The following is a 15,834-nucleotide window of genomic DNA, read 5'->3' as shown; positions in this document are numbered from 1 at the left end:
AGCAAGAGGGGACGCGCGGTTCGGGGGTGGCGCCGACAGGATAAATATTGGGGAAAAGGAGGTTGGTCGTCGGATTTCGGGACAGTGTTACGGAGGACAAGATTTTAGGCAGGTAACCGGGTTGGGGGCACGGCAATGCCGAGTGGGCGCCGCCCAACCGCACCTGTGGAGACGTATCTGGCATTCTGTTTGAATACGGATTTGGTCAGTCTGCGCGGGAAGCAGACGTTCGCTGCGGGTGCGCGGAGCTTAGCAATGCGGACGAAGCGGCCTTTCTCGAAAGATGCTCTAGCACTTCTGGCCATAATTACGGCCAGAAGCGGAATAGCCGCCCCCAAGGAGCGGCTATTGTAATTCAATGCTCGTTCGGGTCGTTTTCAGCATCGACCTGCGTTGCGTGTACCGTGCCGTGGAGGTGATCCGGCGGACCATAGATTGCATACAGCTTGATTGGCTCGTCGCCGATATTGGTAATGTTGTGCCAGAATCCGGCAGGAACGAACACGGCCCAGTCCGCACCAACCTCCCGCTCAAAGTTCAACTGATCTCTGGATGGTCCCATTTGAACGCGGCCCGTGCCCTGCTCAAGGCGCAGGAACTGGTCATGGGTTTCGTGCACCTCGAGCCCGATATCGCCGCCCACCGGGATCGTCATCAGTGTCAGTTGGATGTTCTTGCCGGTCCAGCGCGTGGTGCGAAAATTGGGATTTTCAAGCGTGTCTTTCTCGATGTCCACGACATAGGGATCGGAGCCATAGTCCTTGGTATCAGTCATGTGCCGTCCTTTAAAATGAGTGTCCTAATCAATCGTACTTAATGGAGGTATGCAGTGGCAGCGCACAAACAATCCGTGAGGTCTGCGACAGATTGTCTACCAATACATTATTCCGTGGCAGGTATTCCGATCAGGATTTCGTCCAGGAACTTAAGGCCCGAAACTCAGGGCGGAATTGCATCAAAAAACTGAAACTGGAGCGCACGTCAGTTCGACCTAAAAGGTCAGGAACGGGTTCCTTGCAGACTTTCGTTGTCGTGCTCGCCCATGTCAGCAATGGGCCGAAAACAGCATCGCAAATGGGCTGCATGTAAACTGAAATTGTCCCGTCTTTATGCTCCGTTGGTTGTGTCCACCAGGCCTCAGCCTTCACCCCCGCGCCACCCGACGCATCCGCATATCCCGCACCTGGCTGACGACCAGCGCCACGACAAAGAACCCGGTCATCACCAGCACCATGGTGGGTGCCGGTTCGCTGTTGATATGATAGCTGGCGAAAATGCCGATCAGCGCGCTCAGGATCACCGATCCGACAGCAATGCTGAGCATACCCACAAAAGTCCGGGCGACGAGGAACGCGATGGCGCCGGGCGCGACCAGAAGAGCAATCGACAGGATGATGCCGACGGCCTTGAGGCTGGCGACAATCATCAGCGCGATGGCTGTCAGCAATCCGTAGTGAAGCCAGCCGGTGCGCAGTCCGATGGCGCGGGCATGCAGGCCATCAAAGGCCTGTGCGACAAGGTCGCGCCATTTGGTCAGCAGAAACGCGCTGCACAAGCCGGCCAGCAGCGCCGTCGCACCAATGTCCGACCAGCTGACACCAAGCATGTCGCCAAACAGGATGTGATCGAGATGCAGACTTGAGCGAACGCTGACATGCAGCACGATCCCCAGGCCGAACATGCCGGAAAACACGATGCCCATCACCGTGTCCTCCTTGACCCGGCTGTTGGCATTGAGCCAGCCGGTGGCCACCGCACAGAAAAGCCCGGCGGCGAACGCCCCGATCACCAGCGGCAGGCCGGCAATGTAGGCCATGACGATACCGGGCAGCACGGCGTGGCTCATGGCGTCACCCAGCAGAGACCAGCCTTTGAGCACCATAAGACTGCTCATTGCCGCCATCGGAATCGCGATCAGGAAGGTGATAAGAAACGCCTTCTGCATATAGGCGTAGCGGAACGGATCGACAAAGAAATCCACCCAGACATCCATCATGCAACTCCCGCGTCAGCGCTTGCGCCGCGCGCCTTGGCACGTTGGGCCAGCAGCCCGTGCCGGGGCGCGAACAGGAAGGCCAGCAGAAACAGGCCGGTCTGCAGCATGATCACCACGCCGCCAGTCGCGCCATCGAGGAAATAGCTCAGATAGACCCCGACAAACGAGGTGATCGACCCAATTGCCACGGCAATGACGATCAGCCTTGGAAACCGGTCGGTCAGAAGGTAGGCGGTGGCCCCCGGTGTCACCACCAGCGCGATCACCAGAAAGGCGCCGACTGTCTGCATCGCTGCCACGGTCGAGGCTGCAAGCAGGGTGAAGAACACCGCCTTGAGCGCGGTGGCGCGGATACCGATGGCGCGTGCATGGCTCTCGTCAAAGAACACCAGCATCAGGTCTTTCCAGATCACCGACAGCACCACCAGCGTGACCACGCCGATGATGATCAGCTGGGTGGTGTCGTTGGGCGTGATCGCCAGCACATTGCCCAGCACGATGGTCTGCACATTGATCGGCGTCGGCGAGATCGACACCATGAACAGCCCCAGCGCAAAGAACGACACGAAGATCATGCCGATGATGGCGTCCTCGCGCAGCCTAGTGTGGGCGCGGATGGTCAGCATGGCGGCTGCGGCGAGACCGCCTGCGAGAAACGCGCCCGCTGCAAACGGCAGGCCGAGCATATAGGCACCGGCGACACCGGGCACGATCGAGTGCGAGAGCGCGTCGCCGATCAGCGACCAGCCCTTGAGCATCAGATAGCAGGACAGAAATGCGCATATCGCGCCGGTCAGCGCTGACACCCACATGGCGTTGACCATGTAGCCATAACTGAAAGGTTCAAGCAGCAGGCTCATTTGCTGCCTTCCTTGCCTGCGCCTTTGCCCTTGCGGGCATTGCGCTCGGTCTCGCCGTAGATCACGAAGGGCCGTTCGTCATCGGTCAAAACCGTGACCTGACGATGGTCGTCATCGTCATGCAGATCCTGTCCGCCGAGAACAAAGTGGCGAAGCACGCCACCAAAGGCCTTCTGCAGATTGGCTTGTGTGAACACTTCGCTGGTCGGTCCTTCGGCGAGGATGCGGCGATTGATCAGTACTGCGCGGTCGCAGAATTCGGGCACGCTGCCCAGATTATGGGTCGAAACCAGCATCACCCGGCCCTCAGTGCGCAGGACTTTCAGCAGTTCGATGATTTGCGTTTCCGTGGTCACATCGACACCGGTGAACGGCTCGTCGAGCAGGATTACTTGGCCTTCCTGGGCCAGTGCGCGGGCTAGGAACACGCGCTTTTTCTGACCACCGGACAATTCGCCGATCTGGCGTTTGCGGAATGCCGACATGCCAACCCGCTCCAGCGCCTCATCGACGGCGACGCGATCCTGCTTGCGGGTCATCCGCAGAAAATTCATGTGGCCGTAACGGCCCATCATCACGACGTCTTCGACCAGCACCGGGAACGACCAGTCGATCTCCTCGCTTTGCGGAACATAGGCGACAAGATTGCGCCTGAGCGCTTCGGGGACTGCCAGGCCCATGATGCTGATCTGGCCGCTGGCGAGAGGAACAAAGCCCATCAACGCCTTGAACAAGGTCGACTTGCCGCTGCCATTGATACCGACAAGAGCGGTTATCGAGCCCTTCGGAACCGAGAACTCAGCACCGTCGAGCGCGCGGTTGCCATTCCGGTAAATCACCGTGACGTCACGTACTTCGAGGCCAGTGGTTTCGGCGGCTTGGGTCTGTCGGGGGGCGGAGATGTTCATGGTTTTACCGTCAGTCCTGTGACAATGGTTTGAGATGTCACTTTAAGCAGATCAATGTAGGTCGGCACCGGCCCGTCAGGGGTCGAAAGTGAATCCACATACAAAACGCCGCCATAAGCTATGCCGGTTTCCCGTGCCACCTGCTGTGCGGGCTTGGGGGAGACGGTGCTTTCGGAAAAGATCACCGGAACATTCTTGTCGCGGATCAGATCAATGACACGGCGCACCTGTTGTGGAGATCCCTGACTGTCGGCGTTGATCGCCCAGATTGAAGCCTCCTTGAGGCCGAAATCCCTTGCGAGGTAAGAGAACGCCGCTTCGCTTGTCACCAGCCAGCGCTTTTCTTCGGGCAGCGCTTGGATCGCTGCGCGGATCGGTGCGAAGGTGGCGGCAATTTCGGCCTTGTAGCTTTCGGCGTTGGCGGCGTAGGCGGCTGTGTTGGCCGGATCGGTTTCAGACAGGGCGCGCACGATGTTGTCGATATAGATCATCGCGTTTTCAGGCGACATCCAGGCATGCGGATTGGCCCTGCCTTCATAGGCGCCTTCGCCGATCATGATTGGCTCGACGCCATCTGACAGAACATAGGCTTTCACATTGCCGAGGTTTTCGAGATATCGCTCGAACCATGTCTCAAGCCCGAGACCGTTCCACAACACCACATTGGCGCCGAGGCCTCTCTTGATGTCGCCAGGCGTTGGCCGAAACATGTGGATCTCGGCACCCTCGCGGGTGATGGACACCACTTCGGCATGGTCGCCTGCAATATTGCGGACCATATCGGCAAAGACGGTGAAGGACGTCAGCACCTTGATCTCTGCCAGCGCCGATGATGCTGGGGCAAGGCTGAGCGTGATGAAAAGTCCAACAACTGTAAGGAGGCGCATAGGTTCTTCCTGCGAATGATTTGCAAGTGGCAATCTATGCATATTCCAATCGTTGTCAATGTTTTTGCAAATCATTCGCAAGAAGCGCATTGGCGGTCTGTCCTGCTGCGGCAGAATGCGCGCCATTGCTCGACTCATCTATCAAATGAAAGCGGCCGGAAATCGACGGAATGAAAGTGGTTGCCGAACACATGCGAGCCGGACGGCAAGTCCTTTGTCAGGGCAGCAGGTGTGACTCAGCCGCCGAGGCGGGCGTTACGGTCAATCAGGTATTTGTCAAACAGCGGCAGGCTGGCCGCACCCAGCGCGCGGGCGAGGTGGCCGACGGTTCCCGGCAGGATGCCCGGCACATCCAGGCCGCGAAGATCGTAAAGGCTTACTTCTGCCTGCGTTGCTGCGACGATCTTTTCCCGGACATCGACCGGCAGTCCGCCATCGATGATGACATGCTCGAAATCGATGATCGAGGCGGCCGAGACGACCGCCTGGGCGAGGCCGCGCGCCACGATGCCGATCCATTCATCGGCCAGCTCTTCAAACCCTTCCCAATGGTCGGGACTGTTCCACAGCGGCGAGGGGTCGAGGCCGGCGGCCTTGAGCATGCGCTCGAGCAACATGATCGACGCTCTTTCAATCAATTGCACCGGCTTGCCGTCCGGTCCGGCAACCGGCAGCGGGCCCAGCGCGCCGGCATTGCCGCTGCGACCGGAATAGATGCTGCCATTGAGCACCACGCCACCGCCGACAAAGGTGCCGATATAGAGGTAGAGAAAATCATGCAGTCCGGGATGCTTGCCGAACACCAGTTCGGCGGCACAGGCCGCGGTGGCGTCGTTTTGCAGGTAGACCGGCATATGGCAGATGGCGGCAAGTTCCGCCCTGAGGTCGCAACCGCGCCACAGGTCCATCTGTTCGCGCGGCGCTTCCGCCTGTTCGGTCCAGTTCCACAGCTCGAACGGCGTGGCGATGCCCACTCCGGCCACCCGATCGCGGAATTCTGCCGGCAGTCCGGCCAGCATCTCGGCAATGCCGTTGCTGGCGAAATCGATCACCAGCGGCGGCGTTGGCCAAGGATAGCTTTTGCGCAGCGCCGCCTGTGGTTCCCCAAGAAAATTGACCAGGATGAGCTCGGCGCTGCGGCGGCCGACTTTCAGGCCAAAGAAAAAGGCGCCGTCGGGGTTGATCGACAGCGGCACCGAAGGTTGCCCCACCTTGCCGCGAACCGGTTCGCCCTTGACGATCAGGTCCTCGGCTTCGAGCTCGCGCATAATCACCGATCCGGTCTGCGCCGACAGTCCGGTCATCCGCGCAATGTCGGTCTTGGTCAGGTTTCCATGGGAATAGACAAGGCTGAGCACCAGGCGCTGGTTATAGGCCCGCAGGCCGCTCTGGTTCGATCCTCTCAACGATCTGTTCGCTGAGCCATTGCGGTCGTCGCCGATCTTCGGATCATCCGTCACGTGTCTGTTTCCTCCCGACGTCCGTATGCGTTGTACGGGCGTTCCTTATCAAAACAATGGCCCAAAGAAAGACTCTCGTCAATTATTAAATAAGATTGATTTATTTATTGACGAGGCAATTTGTTTATGCTGTTTTAGTGAGGACGCGGAGGAAGGGAGTGAGGATTTTCAGTTCGCCGCGCATGCAGACTAATCTGCAAAATACATCCCGGGAGGATCAAATGATGTCGAATTCCACACTTAAGACCGCACTGCTCGCAGCCGTAGCATTTGGCGCCTTGGCAACGGCGCCTGCCTATGCCGCCAGCCACAGCATTGGCGCCTGCCTGATTACCAAGACCGACACCAACCCGTTCTTCGTCAAGATGAAGGAAGGCGCCGAAGCCAAGGCCGCGGAACTCGGCGTGTCGCTGAAGTCCTATGCCGGCAAGGTTGACGGCGACCATGAAACCCAGGTTGCAGCCATCGAGACCTGCATTGCCGATGGCGCCAAGGGTTTCCTGATCACCGCCTCCGACACCTCGTCCATCGTGACTGCAGTCAAGCAGGCCCGCGACGCAGGTCTCGTGGTCATCGCGCTCGATACACCGCTCGATCCGATCGACGCAGCTGACGCCACCTTCGCAACCGACAACTTCCTGGCCGGTGAGCTTATCGGAAAGTGGGCAGCTGCTTCGCTTGGTGCGGAAGCTGCCAACGCCAAGATCGCCATGCTAGACCTCGGCGTCAGCCAGCCGACGGTTGGCGTGCTGCGCGACCAGGGCTTCCTCACCGGTTTCGGTATCGACGTCAAGGATCCCGCCAAGTGGGGTGACGAAGATGATGCCCGCATCGTCGGCAACGACGTGACAGCCGGCAACGAGGAAGGTGGCCGCAAGGCGATGGAAAATCTCCTCGCCAAGGACCCGATGATCAACGTCGTCTACACCATCAATGAACCAGCCGCCGCAGGCGCCTATGAGGCGCTCAAGTCCATCGGCCGCGAAAATGACGTGCTGATCGTCTCCATCGATGGCGGTTGCCCGGGCGTTGCAAACGTCAAGGACGGCATCATCGGCGCCACCTCGCAGCAGTATCCTCTGCTGATGGCATCGCTCGGCATTGAAGCCATCGCAGCCTGGGCCAAGGACGGTACCAAGCCGGCTCCGACCGAAGGCAAGGATTTCTTCGACACTGGCGTGTCGCTTGTCACTGACAAGCCTGTTGACGGTGTCGAGTCGATCTCCGTTGCCGAAGGCATGGACCGCTGCTGGGGTTGATTGCCCCTGTTTTTAGGTAAAAGGTATTGGGGCGGCTTTCGGGCCGCCTCATTGCAAAGTGCACTCCATGCGCGCCTGCAAGAGGCCCTGCGCAAGGGTGCATATCCATGCCGTGTGACGATGGGGAGGTACCATGTCCAATACGCAGGAATTCGAAAAAGCTGCAGCAACCAGTCCGACGACTGTCGCTGAGTTTGCTTCGCACGACAGGAGCCTGGTCAAGCGCTTGCAACATGGTTTGCACCAGACGCCCTGGGCAGTCCCGGCCATTGTGCTGGTCGGCTCGATCGTCGTTTTCGGTCTGCTGTTGGGGCAGAAATTCTTTTCGCCCTTTGCCCTCACACTGATCCTGCAACAGGTTCAGATCGTCGGCATTCTTGGCGTCGCCCAGTCACTGGTCATCCTCACCGCCGGTATCGACCTGTCAGTCGGTGCGATCATGGTGCTGTCCTCTGTGGTCATGGGACTTGCCTCTTTCCGCTACGGATTGCCGACTGAACTGGCCGTTCTTGCCGGCATCGCCTGCGGAACCTTCTGCGGCTATATCAACGGCTTTCTCGTCGCAGTGATGAAACTGCCGCCCTTCATCGTCACGCTGGGCATGTGGCAGATCGTGCTGGCCACCAATTTCCTGTTTTCGGCCAACGAGACCATTCGCGCTCAGGATATCGCCGAACAGGCGCCGTTGCTGCAGTTCTTTGGCAACAAGATCTCCGTCGGCGGCGCTGTCTTCACCTATGGCGTGATCTTCCTGGTGCTGCTGGTTCTGTTCATGGCCTACGTGCTCAAACAGACCGCCTGGGGACGTCATGTCTATGCGGTGGGTGATGACCCGGAGGCGGCCGAACTGGCCGGCGTCCAGGTCAAGCGGACGCTGATCTCGGTCTATATGCTCTCGGGCCTGATCTGCGCCTTTGCCGGTTGGGCACTGATCGGACGGATCGGTTCCGTCTCGCCGACATCCGGCCAGCTTGGAAACATTGAATCCATCACTGCGGTGGTGATCGGCGGCATCTCGCTGTTTGGTGGGCGCGGCTCGATCATGGGCATGCTCTTCGGCGCACTGATCGTCGGCGTGTTCTCGCTCGGCCTCAGGCTGCTCGGCACCGACGCGCAGTGGACTTACCTGCTCATTGGCGTGCTCATCATTGCCGCCGTCTCTGTCGACCAGTGGATCAGAAAGGTGTCAGTCTGATGGAACCCATTCTCAAAGGCCGCAACCTCGTCAAACGCTACGGCCGCGTGGTCGCACTCGACAATTGCGATTTCGATCTCCACCACGGCGAAATCCTCGCTGTCATCGGCGACAACGGCGCCGGGAAGTCAACGCTGATCAAGGCTGTTTCGGGCGCTGTCATTCCGGACTCGGGCAAGATCTGGCTCGAAGGCAAGGAAATCAACTTCCAAACGCCGCTGGACGGACGTCATGCCGGCATTGAAACCGTTTACCAGACGCTTGCCATGTCGCCGGCCCTGTCGATTACCGACAACTTGTTCATGGGCCGCGAACTGCGCAAACCCGGCTTTCTCGGCTCGGTGATGCGGCAGCTCGATCACAAGGCGATGGAAGCCTTCGCCCGTGACAAGCTCAATGAACTCGGCCTGTTGACTATCCAGAACATCAACCAGGCGGTTGAAACCCTTTCTGGTGGTCAGCGCCAGGGCGTCGCCGTGGCGCGCGCCGCCGCTTTCGGCTCCAAGGTCATCGTGCTTGACGAGCCGACGGCAGCGCTGGGCGTCAAGGAAAGCCGCCGGGTGCTCGAGCTGATCCTCGATGTCCGCTCGCGCGGCATCCCGATTATTCTGATCTCGCACAACATGCCGCATGTCTTCGAGGTTGCCGACCGGATCCACATCCACCGGCTTGGAAAACGGCTTTGCGTCATCAATCCGAAAGACTACACAATGTCCGATGCTGTCGCCTTCATGATCGGGGCCAAGGAGCCGCCGGAAGAAGCCATAGCGGCCTGAAACCGGCGATGAAACTCGAACACACCGCCGCACAGCTGGTCGATGCCGCGATCGGCAGGGCAGGACAGAGCCAGCGCTTTATCATTGCGCTGGCGGGCCCTCCCGGAGTTGGTAAGTCAACGCTTTCGGATGCGATGGTGGCTGAGTTCACCCGGCGCGGGCAGGGCGCGGCAATTGTTCCCATGGACGGGTTTCATCTCGACAATGCCGTGCTTGATGTCCGCGGGACAAGGGCGCGCAAGGGTGCGCCGTTTACCTTTGATGCCGATGGCTACGCGGCCTTGCTTGTGCGTCTGCGGGCAGAACCCGATCGCGACATCGCGGTGCCGGTGTTTGACCGCGCGCTGGATCTGGCCCGCGCCGGCGGCAGCATCATCCGGCCGGAGCACAGGTTTCTGATCGCTGAAGGCAATTACCTGCTGCTGGACGAGCCGGTCTGGCGCCAGATGGTGGCCCTGTTTGATCTGACCGTCATGATGAAAGCCGGACTTGAGGAATTGCGCCTGCGGCTGATTGATCGCTGGCTTGCACACGGCCTCAACCATCATGACGCCCGGGCAAGGGCCATGTCCAATGACATCCCCAATGCCGAACTGGTGCTGGGCGCATCGCGGCAAGCCGATCTGGAAATCTCCACCGGATTATAGGGCATCAAATTTGCCTTAAACGCTCCCGCATCTGCACCGGTCCGGCATTGCCGATAGCGTGTTTTCCGGCAGCCGTCACAGGCAAGTCCCGGTTTTGCATGGTCTCGATATCAAAAAAAAAGCCCCGGTGCTTTCACGCCGGGGCTCCAGTCAAACAGTCAAACTGAAAGACTATTCGATTTCAGCGTACTTGCCGTCGGACCAGCGGTAGAACACGTAGCCCGGAAGCGAAACGTCACCCTTGGCGTCGAAGTTCAGATCGCCAAGCACGGTGTTGAAATCGCCCGAATTGAGCGCTTCGCGAACGGCGTCATAGTCGGTCGAACCGGCAGTGGTGACAGCCTGTGCATAGGCCTGAATGGCCGCATAGGTGTACATCACGTAGCCTTCGGTGGTCTTGCCGGCATCCTGCAGCGCCTTGACGACTGCAGCAGCACCTTCACGCTTGGTCGGATCCGGCGAGAAGGTCATCAGCGTGCCTTCGCCGGCGTCGCCGGTGATAGCCCAGTATTCATCGGTAACCAGAGCGTCGCCCGAAACCAGAACAGTGGACATGCCCTGTTCTTTCATCTGGCGTGCCATCAGGCCGGCTTCGGTGTGGTAACCGCCGACATAAAGCACGTCGATGCCTTCCTGCTTCATCTTCGAGACGAGAGCGGAATAATCCTTCTCACCAGCAGTGTAGGCTTCGTACATGGCCGCAGTGCCGCCGCCGGCTTCAAACGAACCCTTGGTGGCGTCTGCGAGACCCTTGCCATAGGCGGTCTTGTCGTGAACGAAGGCGATCTTCTTGCCATCGAAGTTTTTCAGCAGATACGCAGCAGCAGTTTCGCCCTGCTGGTCATCACGGCCGCAAACGCGGTAGACACCGCCATCGGCACCGCCCGGACGTTCATCGGTGAAGGTCGGGTTGGTCGAAGCTGGCGAAATCTGGATGATGCCTTCGTCGGAATAGACAGCCGAAGCGGGGATCGAAGAGCCCGAGCAGAAGTGACCTGCCACGAACACCACGCCGCTACCAGCGAACTGGTTGGCGACAGCAACAGCCTGCTTCGGATCGCAAGCGTCATCACCAATTTCGAGCTTCAGCATTTCGCCATTGACGCCGCCCGCAGCGTTGATGTCGGCCACGGCCTGTTCGGCGCCGGTTTTCATCTGTTCCCCGAAGGATGCATACTGGCCTGTCATTGGACCTGCGGTGGCAATGACGATCTCGGCGGAAGCCGAAGACATTGCGAAACCAAGTGCGGCTCCAGCCAAAAGAATCTTCTTCATGTTATCTCCCTGCAACGCTTGTTCGTTTTCCTATAACCGGTCCGCAAGCGCTGATTGTGTTCGGCGCCGGTGTAGGGGGGAATAATTCCCCGTGTACAACCATTTAAGCCGATATTTCCAAAGAAATACAGAGCTTTTTAGATGGCAATTCAAGTCGCCCGTTTATGCGGTTAATTGTCCTTCTGCCGCCAGCCAAACGGCCCGGAACGAGTGAAGGCGAAACTGTACTGCTCGGCGATTTGCCCGGCACGGGTGAACCGCATGCCGAGAAACGCAAAGATCAGGATGACGATGAAATCGACCACGAAATAATAGCCTGACAGCAGCGTTCCCTCAAACAGTGCGTAATGGATGAAGCGGACCGCAAAGCTCAAAATCACCATGTACCACGCCAATTGCAAGGGTGTTCTCCAGGTCGAGGCCACGGCCCGCCCGGTCATCCAGGCGGTGCCGCCGCCAAGGATTATCGTGACAATGATAAACTCGGAAATCGAGACTTCCCACAAGAGGCCGTTTTCCATGTCTTAGCTCCCTGTTCCTGCGACACGCATTAGTGAGCCCCGCCTTCAAGATAGGCGGCGCGCACTTCATCGCGTTTGAGCAATTCTGCGCCCGTTCCCGACAGGGTAATGTTGCCATTGACCATCACATAGCCGCGGTGGGCGAGCTTGAGCGCGTGAAACGCATTCTGCTCGACAAGGAACACCGTCAGTCCCTCGTTGGAGTTGAGTTCCTTGATGATTTCGAAGATCTGCTTGACGATCAGCGGCGCCAGGCCGAGCGACGGCTCATCGAGCAGCAACAGCTTCGGACGGCTCATCAGCGCCCGCGCGATCGCCAGCATCTGCTGTTCTCCGCCCGACAGCGTGCCGCCGCGCTGGGTGGCGCGTTCCTTGAGCCGCGGAAACAGGTCGAAGACCCGCTTGAGATCGTCGTCGAAATGCTTGTCGTCAACCAATTGTGCGCCCATCTGGAGATTTTCCAGGACCGTCATGCGGCCGAAGATACGGCGCCCTTCCGGAGACTGGGCGATGCCCATCCGGATGATTTCATGGGTCGGCATGCGGGTGATGTCTTGACCGTCAAAGATGATCTCGCCGGCGCGCGCGCGCGGGCTGCCGCAGATGGTCATCATCAGGGTCGATTTGCCGGCGCCATTGGCTCCGATCAGCGTGACGATTTCGCCTTTTTTGACATCAAGGTCGACGCCGCGCAGAGCAACGATCTTGCCATAATAGGTTTCAACGCCGCGGATCGTCAGGAGGTTTTGGTCGGTACTCATGACTTGCCCTCCTTGTCGGTCTCTGTCGGGCCTTTCACGGCATGGCGGATGGGCATGTCGATTTCTTCCTCAACAGCTGCCACTTCATCTTCATCGACGCCGAGATAGGCCGAGATCACCTTCGGATCGTTTTTCACATGATCGGCGCTGCCATCAGAGATCTTCTGGCCGTAGTCCAGCACCACCACATGGTCAGAGATCTCCATGACCACGCCCATGTCGTGTTCGATCAGCAGGATGGAGGTTCCGTGTTCTTTGCGGATGTATTGCAGCAGATCGTTGAGTTCGGTGGATTCGCGCGGGTTGAGACCAGCCGCAGGCTCATCGAGACAAAGCAGGTGCGGGCGGGTGCACATGGCCCGCGCGATCTCGAGCCGCCGCTGGTCACCATAGGGCAGATCCGCCGCAGGATCGTCAGCGCGCTCGATCAGGCCGGTTTTCTCAAGCCAGTAGGCGGCGAAGTCGATCGCCTCAGCTCTGGCCTTTTTGTATCCCGGCAGATTGAAGATGCCGCCAATTGTCATCATCGAGGCGATCATCAAGGGGTTATGCTGCGCCACAAGAAGGTTTTCCAGCGCGGTCATCCCGCCAAACAGACGAATGTTCTGGAAGGTACGGGCGACCTTGGCGCGCTTGGAGATCTCGAAATCCGGCATCCGCTCGAGCAGGAAGACACGGTCGTCGCCGTCATCGTTGAACTGTCGACCGGTGCGCGTCAGCGCTTCAATCTTTTCGCTCTGCATGCTCTTGCCGTGGCGCATGACAATGCGGCCCTCGGTGGGTTTGTAAAACCCGGTCGCGCAGTTGAACACGGTGGTCTTGCCTGCGCCGTTAGGTCCGATCAGAGCCGTAATATCGCCGCGACCGACATTGAAGCTCAGGTCGTTGACGGCAACCAGGCCGCCGAAGCGCATGGTCAGATGCTCGACCGAGAGAACCACATTGTCATCCCGGCTGTGCGCGGAAGTTGTTTTCATTGCGGGTTCCATCAGTGGCCCTCACCTTGAGCGACCATGTCAGAGCCGATCTTCTTGCGTTCCTTGAAAAACGCCGAAGGGTTTCGGCTCGAAATGATACCGCGTGGTTTCCACACCATGATCAGCACCATGGCCAGGCCGAAAATCAGCATGCGATACTGGGTGGGTTCAAAGTCGGGCCCGAAGATTTCCTTGAGGAACCCAAGGTTTCTCAAAAGTTCGATCCCGCCAATCATCACCACCGAGGCGATGACGACACCGACTTGCGAGCCAAGCCCGCCCAGAACCACGATCGCCAGAATGATCGCTGATTCAAGGAAGGTGAAGCTTTCCGGCGAGATGAAACCCTGCCGGGTTGCGAAGAAAGATCCGGCAAACCCGGCAAACATTGCACCGATCGAGAAGGCGGTCAGCTTGGTGTTGGTGGTGTTGATGCCAAGCGACCGGCAGGCGATTTCATCTTCGCGCAAGGCTTCCCATGCGCGACCGATCGGCAGCTTGCGAAGCCGCAACGTGACGAAGTTGGTGATCAGTGCCAGCACCAGGATGATGTAATAAAGATAGATGAAGCGATGGATTGAATCGTAGTCAAGATTGAAGAATTCCGCGAAGCCGCCGGTTCTGGAGAACTCCAGACCAAAAAAGCTGGGCTTCGGAATGCCCGAAATTCCATCAGGGCCACCAGTGAATTCATACCAGTTGAGCAGCACGATGCGGATGATTTCTCCGAAGGCCAGCGTCACGATGGCCAGGTAATCGCCACGCAACCGCAGCACCGGGAAGCCGAGAATGATCCCCCATGTTGCCGCCAGCAGTCCGGCCAGCGGCAGCGCTGTCCAGAAGCCGATGTCAAAATACTGCGCCAGCAACGCGAAGGAATAGGCACCGACCGCGTAAAACGCCACGTAGCCAAGGTCCAGCAGACCTGCGAGGCCGACGACGATGTTCAAGCCCCAGCCGAGCATGACATAGGTCATGATCAGGATCGCCAGGTCGATGAACTGACGGTCACGATCCGGGTAAATTGCCATCACGATGAATGGCAGGGTCAGCGCGATCAGCAGCAGGACCGGCCCGAGCACTTTGCCAATTGCCGTGGTCAGTCCCGCGGGAACCGTAATATTCAGTTCGCTGGTGACCGGCTTTTTTGCCTTGAACACAAACACGTTGAGAAGCAACCGGCCGGCAAACACGATCGCAATTGCAGTGAACCACAGGCCCCACCGGTAAGTCAGGTCGAGGCCACCGGTCACGATGTCTGTTCTGAGTGCAAGGAAGAAAAAGCCCAGCACGGCAACAAGAACCGCCGCAATCGCCGCGTCCTTGACGGATTCGGCCATCAGGCCGGGTTTCGGAGCGGTACTCATTAGACTTTCTCGACTTCAGGTTTACCGAGCAATCCGGATGGCATGAAGATCAGCACGATGACCAGAATGGAGAATGCGGCAACGTCCTTGTATTCAACCGAGAAGTAACCTGACCAGAACACTTCGATGAGGCCGATCAACAGGCCCCCGAGCATCGCGCCCGGCAGCGAGCCGATACCGCCAAGCACGGCTGCGGTGAAGGCCTTCACACCAGCCAGGAAGCCGATGTAGAAATCGATCACGCCGTAGAGCAGCAGGAACATGAAGCCCGCCACGGCAGCCAGAGCAGCACCCATGACGAAGGTCAGTGAGATGGTGCGATCGACATTGACGCCGAGCAATGCTGCCATCTTCTGATCCTGTTCGCAGGCGCGCTGCGAGCGGCCAAGCGAGGTTTTGGAAATCAGCAGCGAAAAGCCGATCATCAGCGCCAGCGTGGTGAAGATGATGATCATTTGCATGTAAGAAAGCTGAACCGCGATGGTGCCGTTTTCGGTGACGCCTTCAATCAGCGTGACACCGCCCTGGATCTGTGGCGGCAGCGGCTTGACCCGTGCGCCTTGCGTGATCTGAACGAAGTTCTGCAGCACGATCGACATGCCGATGGCGGTGATCAACGGCGCCAGCCGGAACGATCCGCGTAATGGCCTGTAGGCCAGCCGCTCCACTGTCCAGCCCCAGGCTGAGGTGAAAAGCATGGCCACAAGCAGTGTCAGAAACAGAATCAGCGGCAATGCGGTGATGCCCAGGGCGACAAGCGCCAGGAAGGTCGCCAGCGCGATGAACGAGCCCACCATGAAAATGTCACCATGGGCAAAGTTGATCATGCCGATGATGCCATAGACCATCGTGTAGCCAATGGCGATAAGCCCATAAATGGAACCCAATGTGAGCCCATTGATAAGCTGCTGCAGAAAATATTCCATGAGGCCGGTGTCCCTCTTG

Annotated in this window: 16 protein-coding genes; 4 read left to right on the top strand and 12 right to left on the bottom strand. The window is 58.7% G+C overall.

The features are described 5' to 3' along the window. Positions 1-355: 355 nt before the first annotated feature. The 6 genes from IMCC20628_RS16655 to IMCC20628_RS16630 form a co-directional block, all read right to left on the bottom strand. A complete protein-coding gene (locus tag IMCC20628_RS16655; RefSeq protein WP_047031148.1) occupies positions 356-775 on the bottom strand; it encodes a cupin domain-containing protein in 420 nt (139 codons plus the stop codon). Between the two features lie 369 nt (positions 776-1,144). Continuing rightward, on the bottom strand, positions 1,145-1,993 hold the full coding sequence (locus IMCC20628_RS16650; RefSeq protein WP_082128185.1) for a metal ABC transporter permease: 849 nt from the start codon (positions 1,991-1,993) through the stop codon (positions 1,145-1,147). Beyond that, entirely contained in the window at positions 1,993-2,856 is an 864-nt protein-coding gene (locus tag IMCC20628_RS16645; RefSeq protein ID WP_047031146.1) for a metal ABC transporter permease, read from the bottom strand. The genes IMCC20628_RS16650 and IMCC20628_RS16645 overlap by 1 nt, the downstream gene beginning before the upstream one ends. Further along, complete coding sequence (locus tag IMCC20628_RS16640; RefSeq protein ID WP_047031145.1) at positions 2,853-3,764, bottom strand: manganese/iron ABC transporter ATP-binding protein; 912 nt, start codon at positions 3,762-3,764, stop codon at positions 2,853-2,855. Before IMCC20628_RS16640 ends, IMCC20628_RS16645 begins: the two co-directional genes overlap by 4 nt. After that, entirely contained in the window at positions 3,761-4,651 is an 891-nt protein-coding gene (locus IMCC20628_RS16635) for a metal ABC transporter substrate-binding protein (RefSeq protein WP_047031144.1), read from the bottom strand. Before IMCC20628_RS16635 ends, IMCC20628_RS16640 begins: the two co-directional genes overlap by 4 nt. 236 nt (positions 4,652-4,887) lie before the next feature. Continuing rightward, positions 4,888-6,111, bottom strand: coding sequence for an ROK family transcriptional regulator (locus IMCC20628_RS16630; protein ID WP_047031143.1), 1,224 nt, complete (start codon positions 6,109-6,111; stop codon positions 4,888-4,890). Positions 6,112-6,332: 221 nt separating this feature from the next. Here IMCC20628_RS16630 and IMCC20628_RS16625 point away from each other — a divergent pair, with 221 nt between their 5' ends. From IMCC20628_RS16625 to IMCC20628_RS16610, 4 genes are all read left to right on the top strand, one after another. Further along, positions 6,333-7,370: a sugar ABC transporter substrate-binding protein gene (locus IMCC20628_RS16625; RefSeq protein WP_156174544.1), complete on the top strand. Its 1,038-nt coding sequence runs from the start codon at positions 6,333-6,335 to the stop codon at positions 7,368-7,370. 133 nt (positions 7,371-7,503) lie between these two features. Further along, the gene (locus tag IMCC20628_RS16620) at positions 7,504-8,565 is read left to right on the top strand and encodes an ABC transporter permease (protein ID WP_047031142.1); all 1,062 of its coding nucleotides are present in this window, start codon (positions 7,504-7,506) and stop codon (positions 8,563-8,565) included. After that, entirely contained in the window at positions 8,565-9,341 is a 777-nt protein-coding gene (locus tag IMCC20628_RS16615) for an ATP-binding cassette domain-containing protein (protein ID WP_047031141.1), read from the top strand. The genes IMCC20628_RS16620 and IMCC20628_RS16615 overlap by 1 nt, the downstream gene beginning before the upstream one ends. Positions 9,342-9,349: 8 nt before the next feature. Then, complete coding sequence (locus IMCC20628_RS16610; protein WP_047031140.1) at positions 9,350-9,988, top strand: nucleoside triphosphate hydrolase; 639 nt, start codon at positions 9,350-9,352, stop codon at positions 9,986-9,988. 171 nt (positions 9,989-10,159) lie between these two features. On the opposite strand, the gene IMCC20628_RS16605 is transcribed toward IMCC20628_RS16610, so the two are convergent. The 6 genes from IMCC20628_RS16605 to IMCC20628_RS16580 form a co-directional block, all read right to left on the bottom strand. Continuing rightward, a complete protein-coding gene (locus tag IMCC20628_RS16605; protein ID WP_047031139.1) occupies positions 10,160-11,263 on the bottom strand; it encodes a branched-chain amino acid ABC transporter substrate-binding protein in 1,104 nt (367 codons plus the stop codon). 170 nt (positions 11,264-11,433) lie between these two features. Beyond that, the gene (locus IMCC20628_RS16600) at positions 11,434-11,784 is read right to left on the bottom strand and encodes a DUF6867 family protein (protein WP_047031138.1); all 351 of its coding nucleotides are present in this window, start codon (positions 11,782-11,784) and stop codon (positions 11,434-11,436) included. 29 nt (positions 11,785-11,813) lie between these two features. Next, the gene (locus IMCC20628_RS16595; RefSeq protein WP_047031137.1) at positions 11,814-12,545 is read right to left on the bottom strand and encodes an ABC transporter ATP-binding protein; all 732 of its coding nucleotides are present in this window, start codon (positions 12,543-12,545) and stop codon (positions 11,814-11,816) included. Next, on the bottom strand, positions 12,542-13,522 hold the full coding sequence (locus IMCC20628_RS16590) for an ABC transporter ATP-binding protein (RefSeq protein ID WP_047031136.1): 981 nt from the start codon (positions 13,520-13,522) through the stop codon (positions 12,542-12,544). The genes IMCC20628_RS16595 and IMCC20628_RS16590 overlap by 4 nt, the downstream gene beginning before the upstream one ends. Positions 13,523-13,533: 11 nt before the next feature. Further along, on the bottom strand, positions 13,534-14,889 hold the full coding sequence (gene livM, locus IMCC20628_RS16585) for a high-affinity branched-chain amino acid ABC transporter permease LivM (RefSeq protein WP_047031135.1): 1,356 nt from the start codon (positions 14,887-14,889) through the stop codon (positions 13,534-13,536). Continuing rightward, positions 14,889-15,815 (bottom strand): branched-chain amino acid ABC transporter permease, encoded by a 927-nt coding sequence (locus IMCC20628_RS16580; protein ID WP_047031134.1) that lies wholly within the window; start codon positions 15,813-15,815, stop codon positions 14,889-14,891. The genes livM and IMCC20628_RS16580 overlap by 1 nt, the downstream gene beginning before the upstream one ends. Between the last annotated feature and the right edge of the window lie 19 nt (positions 15,816-15,834).

Origin of the sequence: Hoeflea sp. IMCC20628 (assembly GCF_001011155.1) — a bacterium.
In the GTDB taxonomy this organism is placed as follows: Bacteria; Pseudomonadota; Alphaproteobacteria; order Rhizobiales; family Rhizobiaceae; genus Hoeflea.
Note: the sequence above shows the minus strand (reverse complement) of the source record. Positions and strands in the feature narration are given on the sequence as shown.

Excerpts from the sequence above, each read along its gene's own strand:
- IMCC20628_RS16655 (WP_047031148.1), bottom strand. The coding sequence starts at position 775 with ATGACTGATACCAAGGACTATGGCTCCGATCCCTATGTCGTGGACATC.
- IMCC20628_RS16650 (WP_082128185.1), bottom strand. The coding sequence starts at position 1,993 with ATGGATGTCTGGGTGGATTTCTTTGTCGATCCGTTCCGCTACGCCTAT.
- IMCC20628_RS16645 (WP_047031146.1), bottom strand. The coding sequence starts at position 2,856 with ATGAGCCTGCTGCTTGAACCTTTCAGTTATGGCTACATGGTCAACGCC.
- IMCC20628_RS16640 (WP_047031145.1), bottom strand. The coding sequence starts at position 3,764 with ATGAACATCTCCGCCCCCCGACAGACCCAAGCCGCCGAAACCACTGGC.
- IMCC20628_RS16635 (WP_047031144.1), bottom strand. The coding sequence starts at position 4,651 with ATGCGCCTCCTTACAGTTGTTGGACTTTTCATCACGCTCAGCCTTGCC.
- IMCC20628_RS16625 (WP_156174544.1), top strand. The coding sequence starts at position 6,333 with ATGATGTCGAATTCCACACTTAAGACCGCACTGCTCGCAGCCGTAGCA.
- IMCC20628_RS16620 (WP_047031142.1), top strand. The coding sequence starts at position 7,504 with ATGTCCAATACGCAGGAATTCGAAAAAGCTGCAGCAACCAGTCCGACG.
- IMCC20628_RS16615 (WP_047031141.1), top strand. The coding sequence starts at position 8,565 with ATGGAACCCATTCTCAAAGGCCGCAACCTCGTCAAACGCTACGGCCGC.
- IMCC20628_RS16610 (WP_047031140.1), top strand. The coding sequence starts at position 9,350 with ATGAAACTCGAACACACCGCCGCACAGCTGGTCGATGCCGCGATCGGC.
- IMCC20628_RS16605 (WP_047031139.1), bottom strand. The coding sequence starts at position 11,263 with ATGAAGAAGATTCTTTTGGCTGGAGCCGCACTTGGTTTCGCAATGTCT.
- IMCC20628_RS16600 (WP_047031138.1), bottom strand. The coding sequence starts at position 11,784 with ATGGAAAACGGCCTCTTGTGGGAAGTCTCGATTTCCGAGTTTATCATT.
- IMCC20628_RS16595 (WP_047031137.1), bottom strand. The coding sequence starts at position 12,545 with ATGAGTACCGACCAAAACCTCCTGACGATCCGCGGCGTTGAAACCTAT.
- IMCC20628_RS16590 (WP_047031136.1), bottom strand. The coding sequence starts at position 13,522 with ATGAAAACAACTTCCGCGCACAGCCGGGATGACAATGTGGTTCTCTCG.
- livM (WP_047031135.1), bottom strand. The coding sequence starts at position 14,889 with ATGAGTACCGCTCCGAAACCCGGCCTGATGGCCGAATCCGTCAAGGAC.
- IMCC20628_RS16580 (WP_047031134.1), bottom strand. The coding sequence starts at position 15,815 with ATGGAATATTTTCTGCAGCAGCTTATCAATGGGCTCACATTGGGTTCC.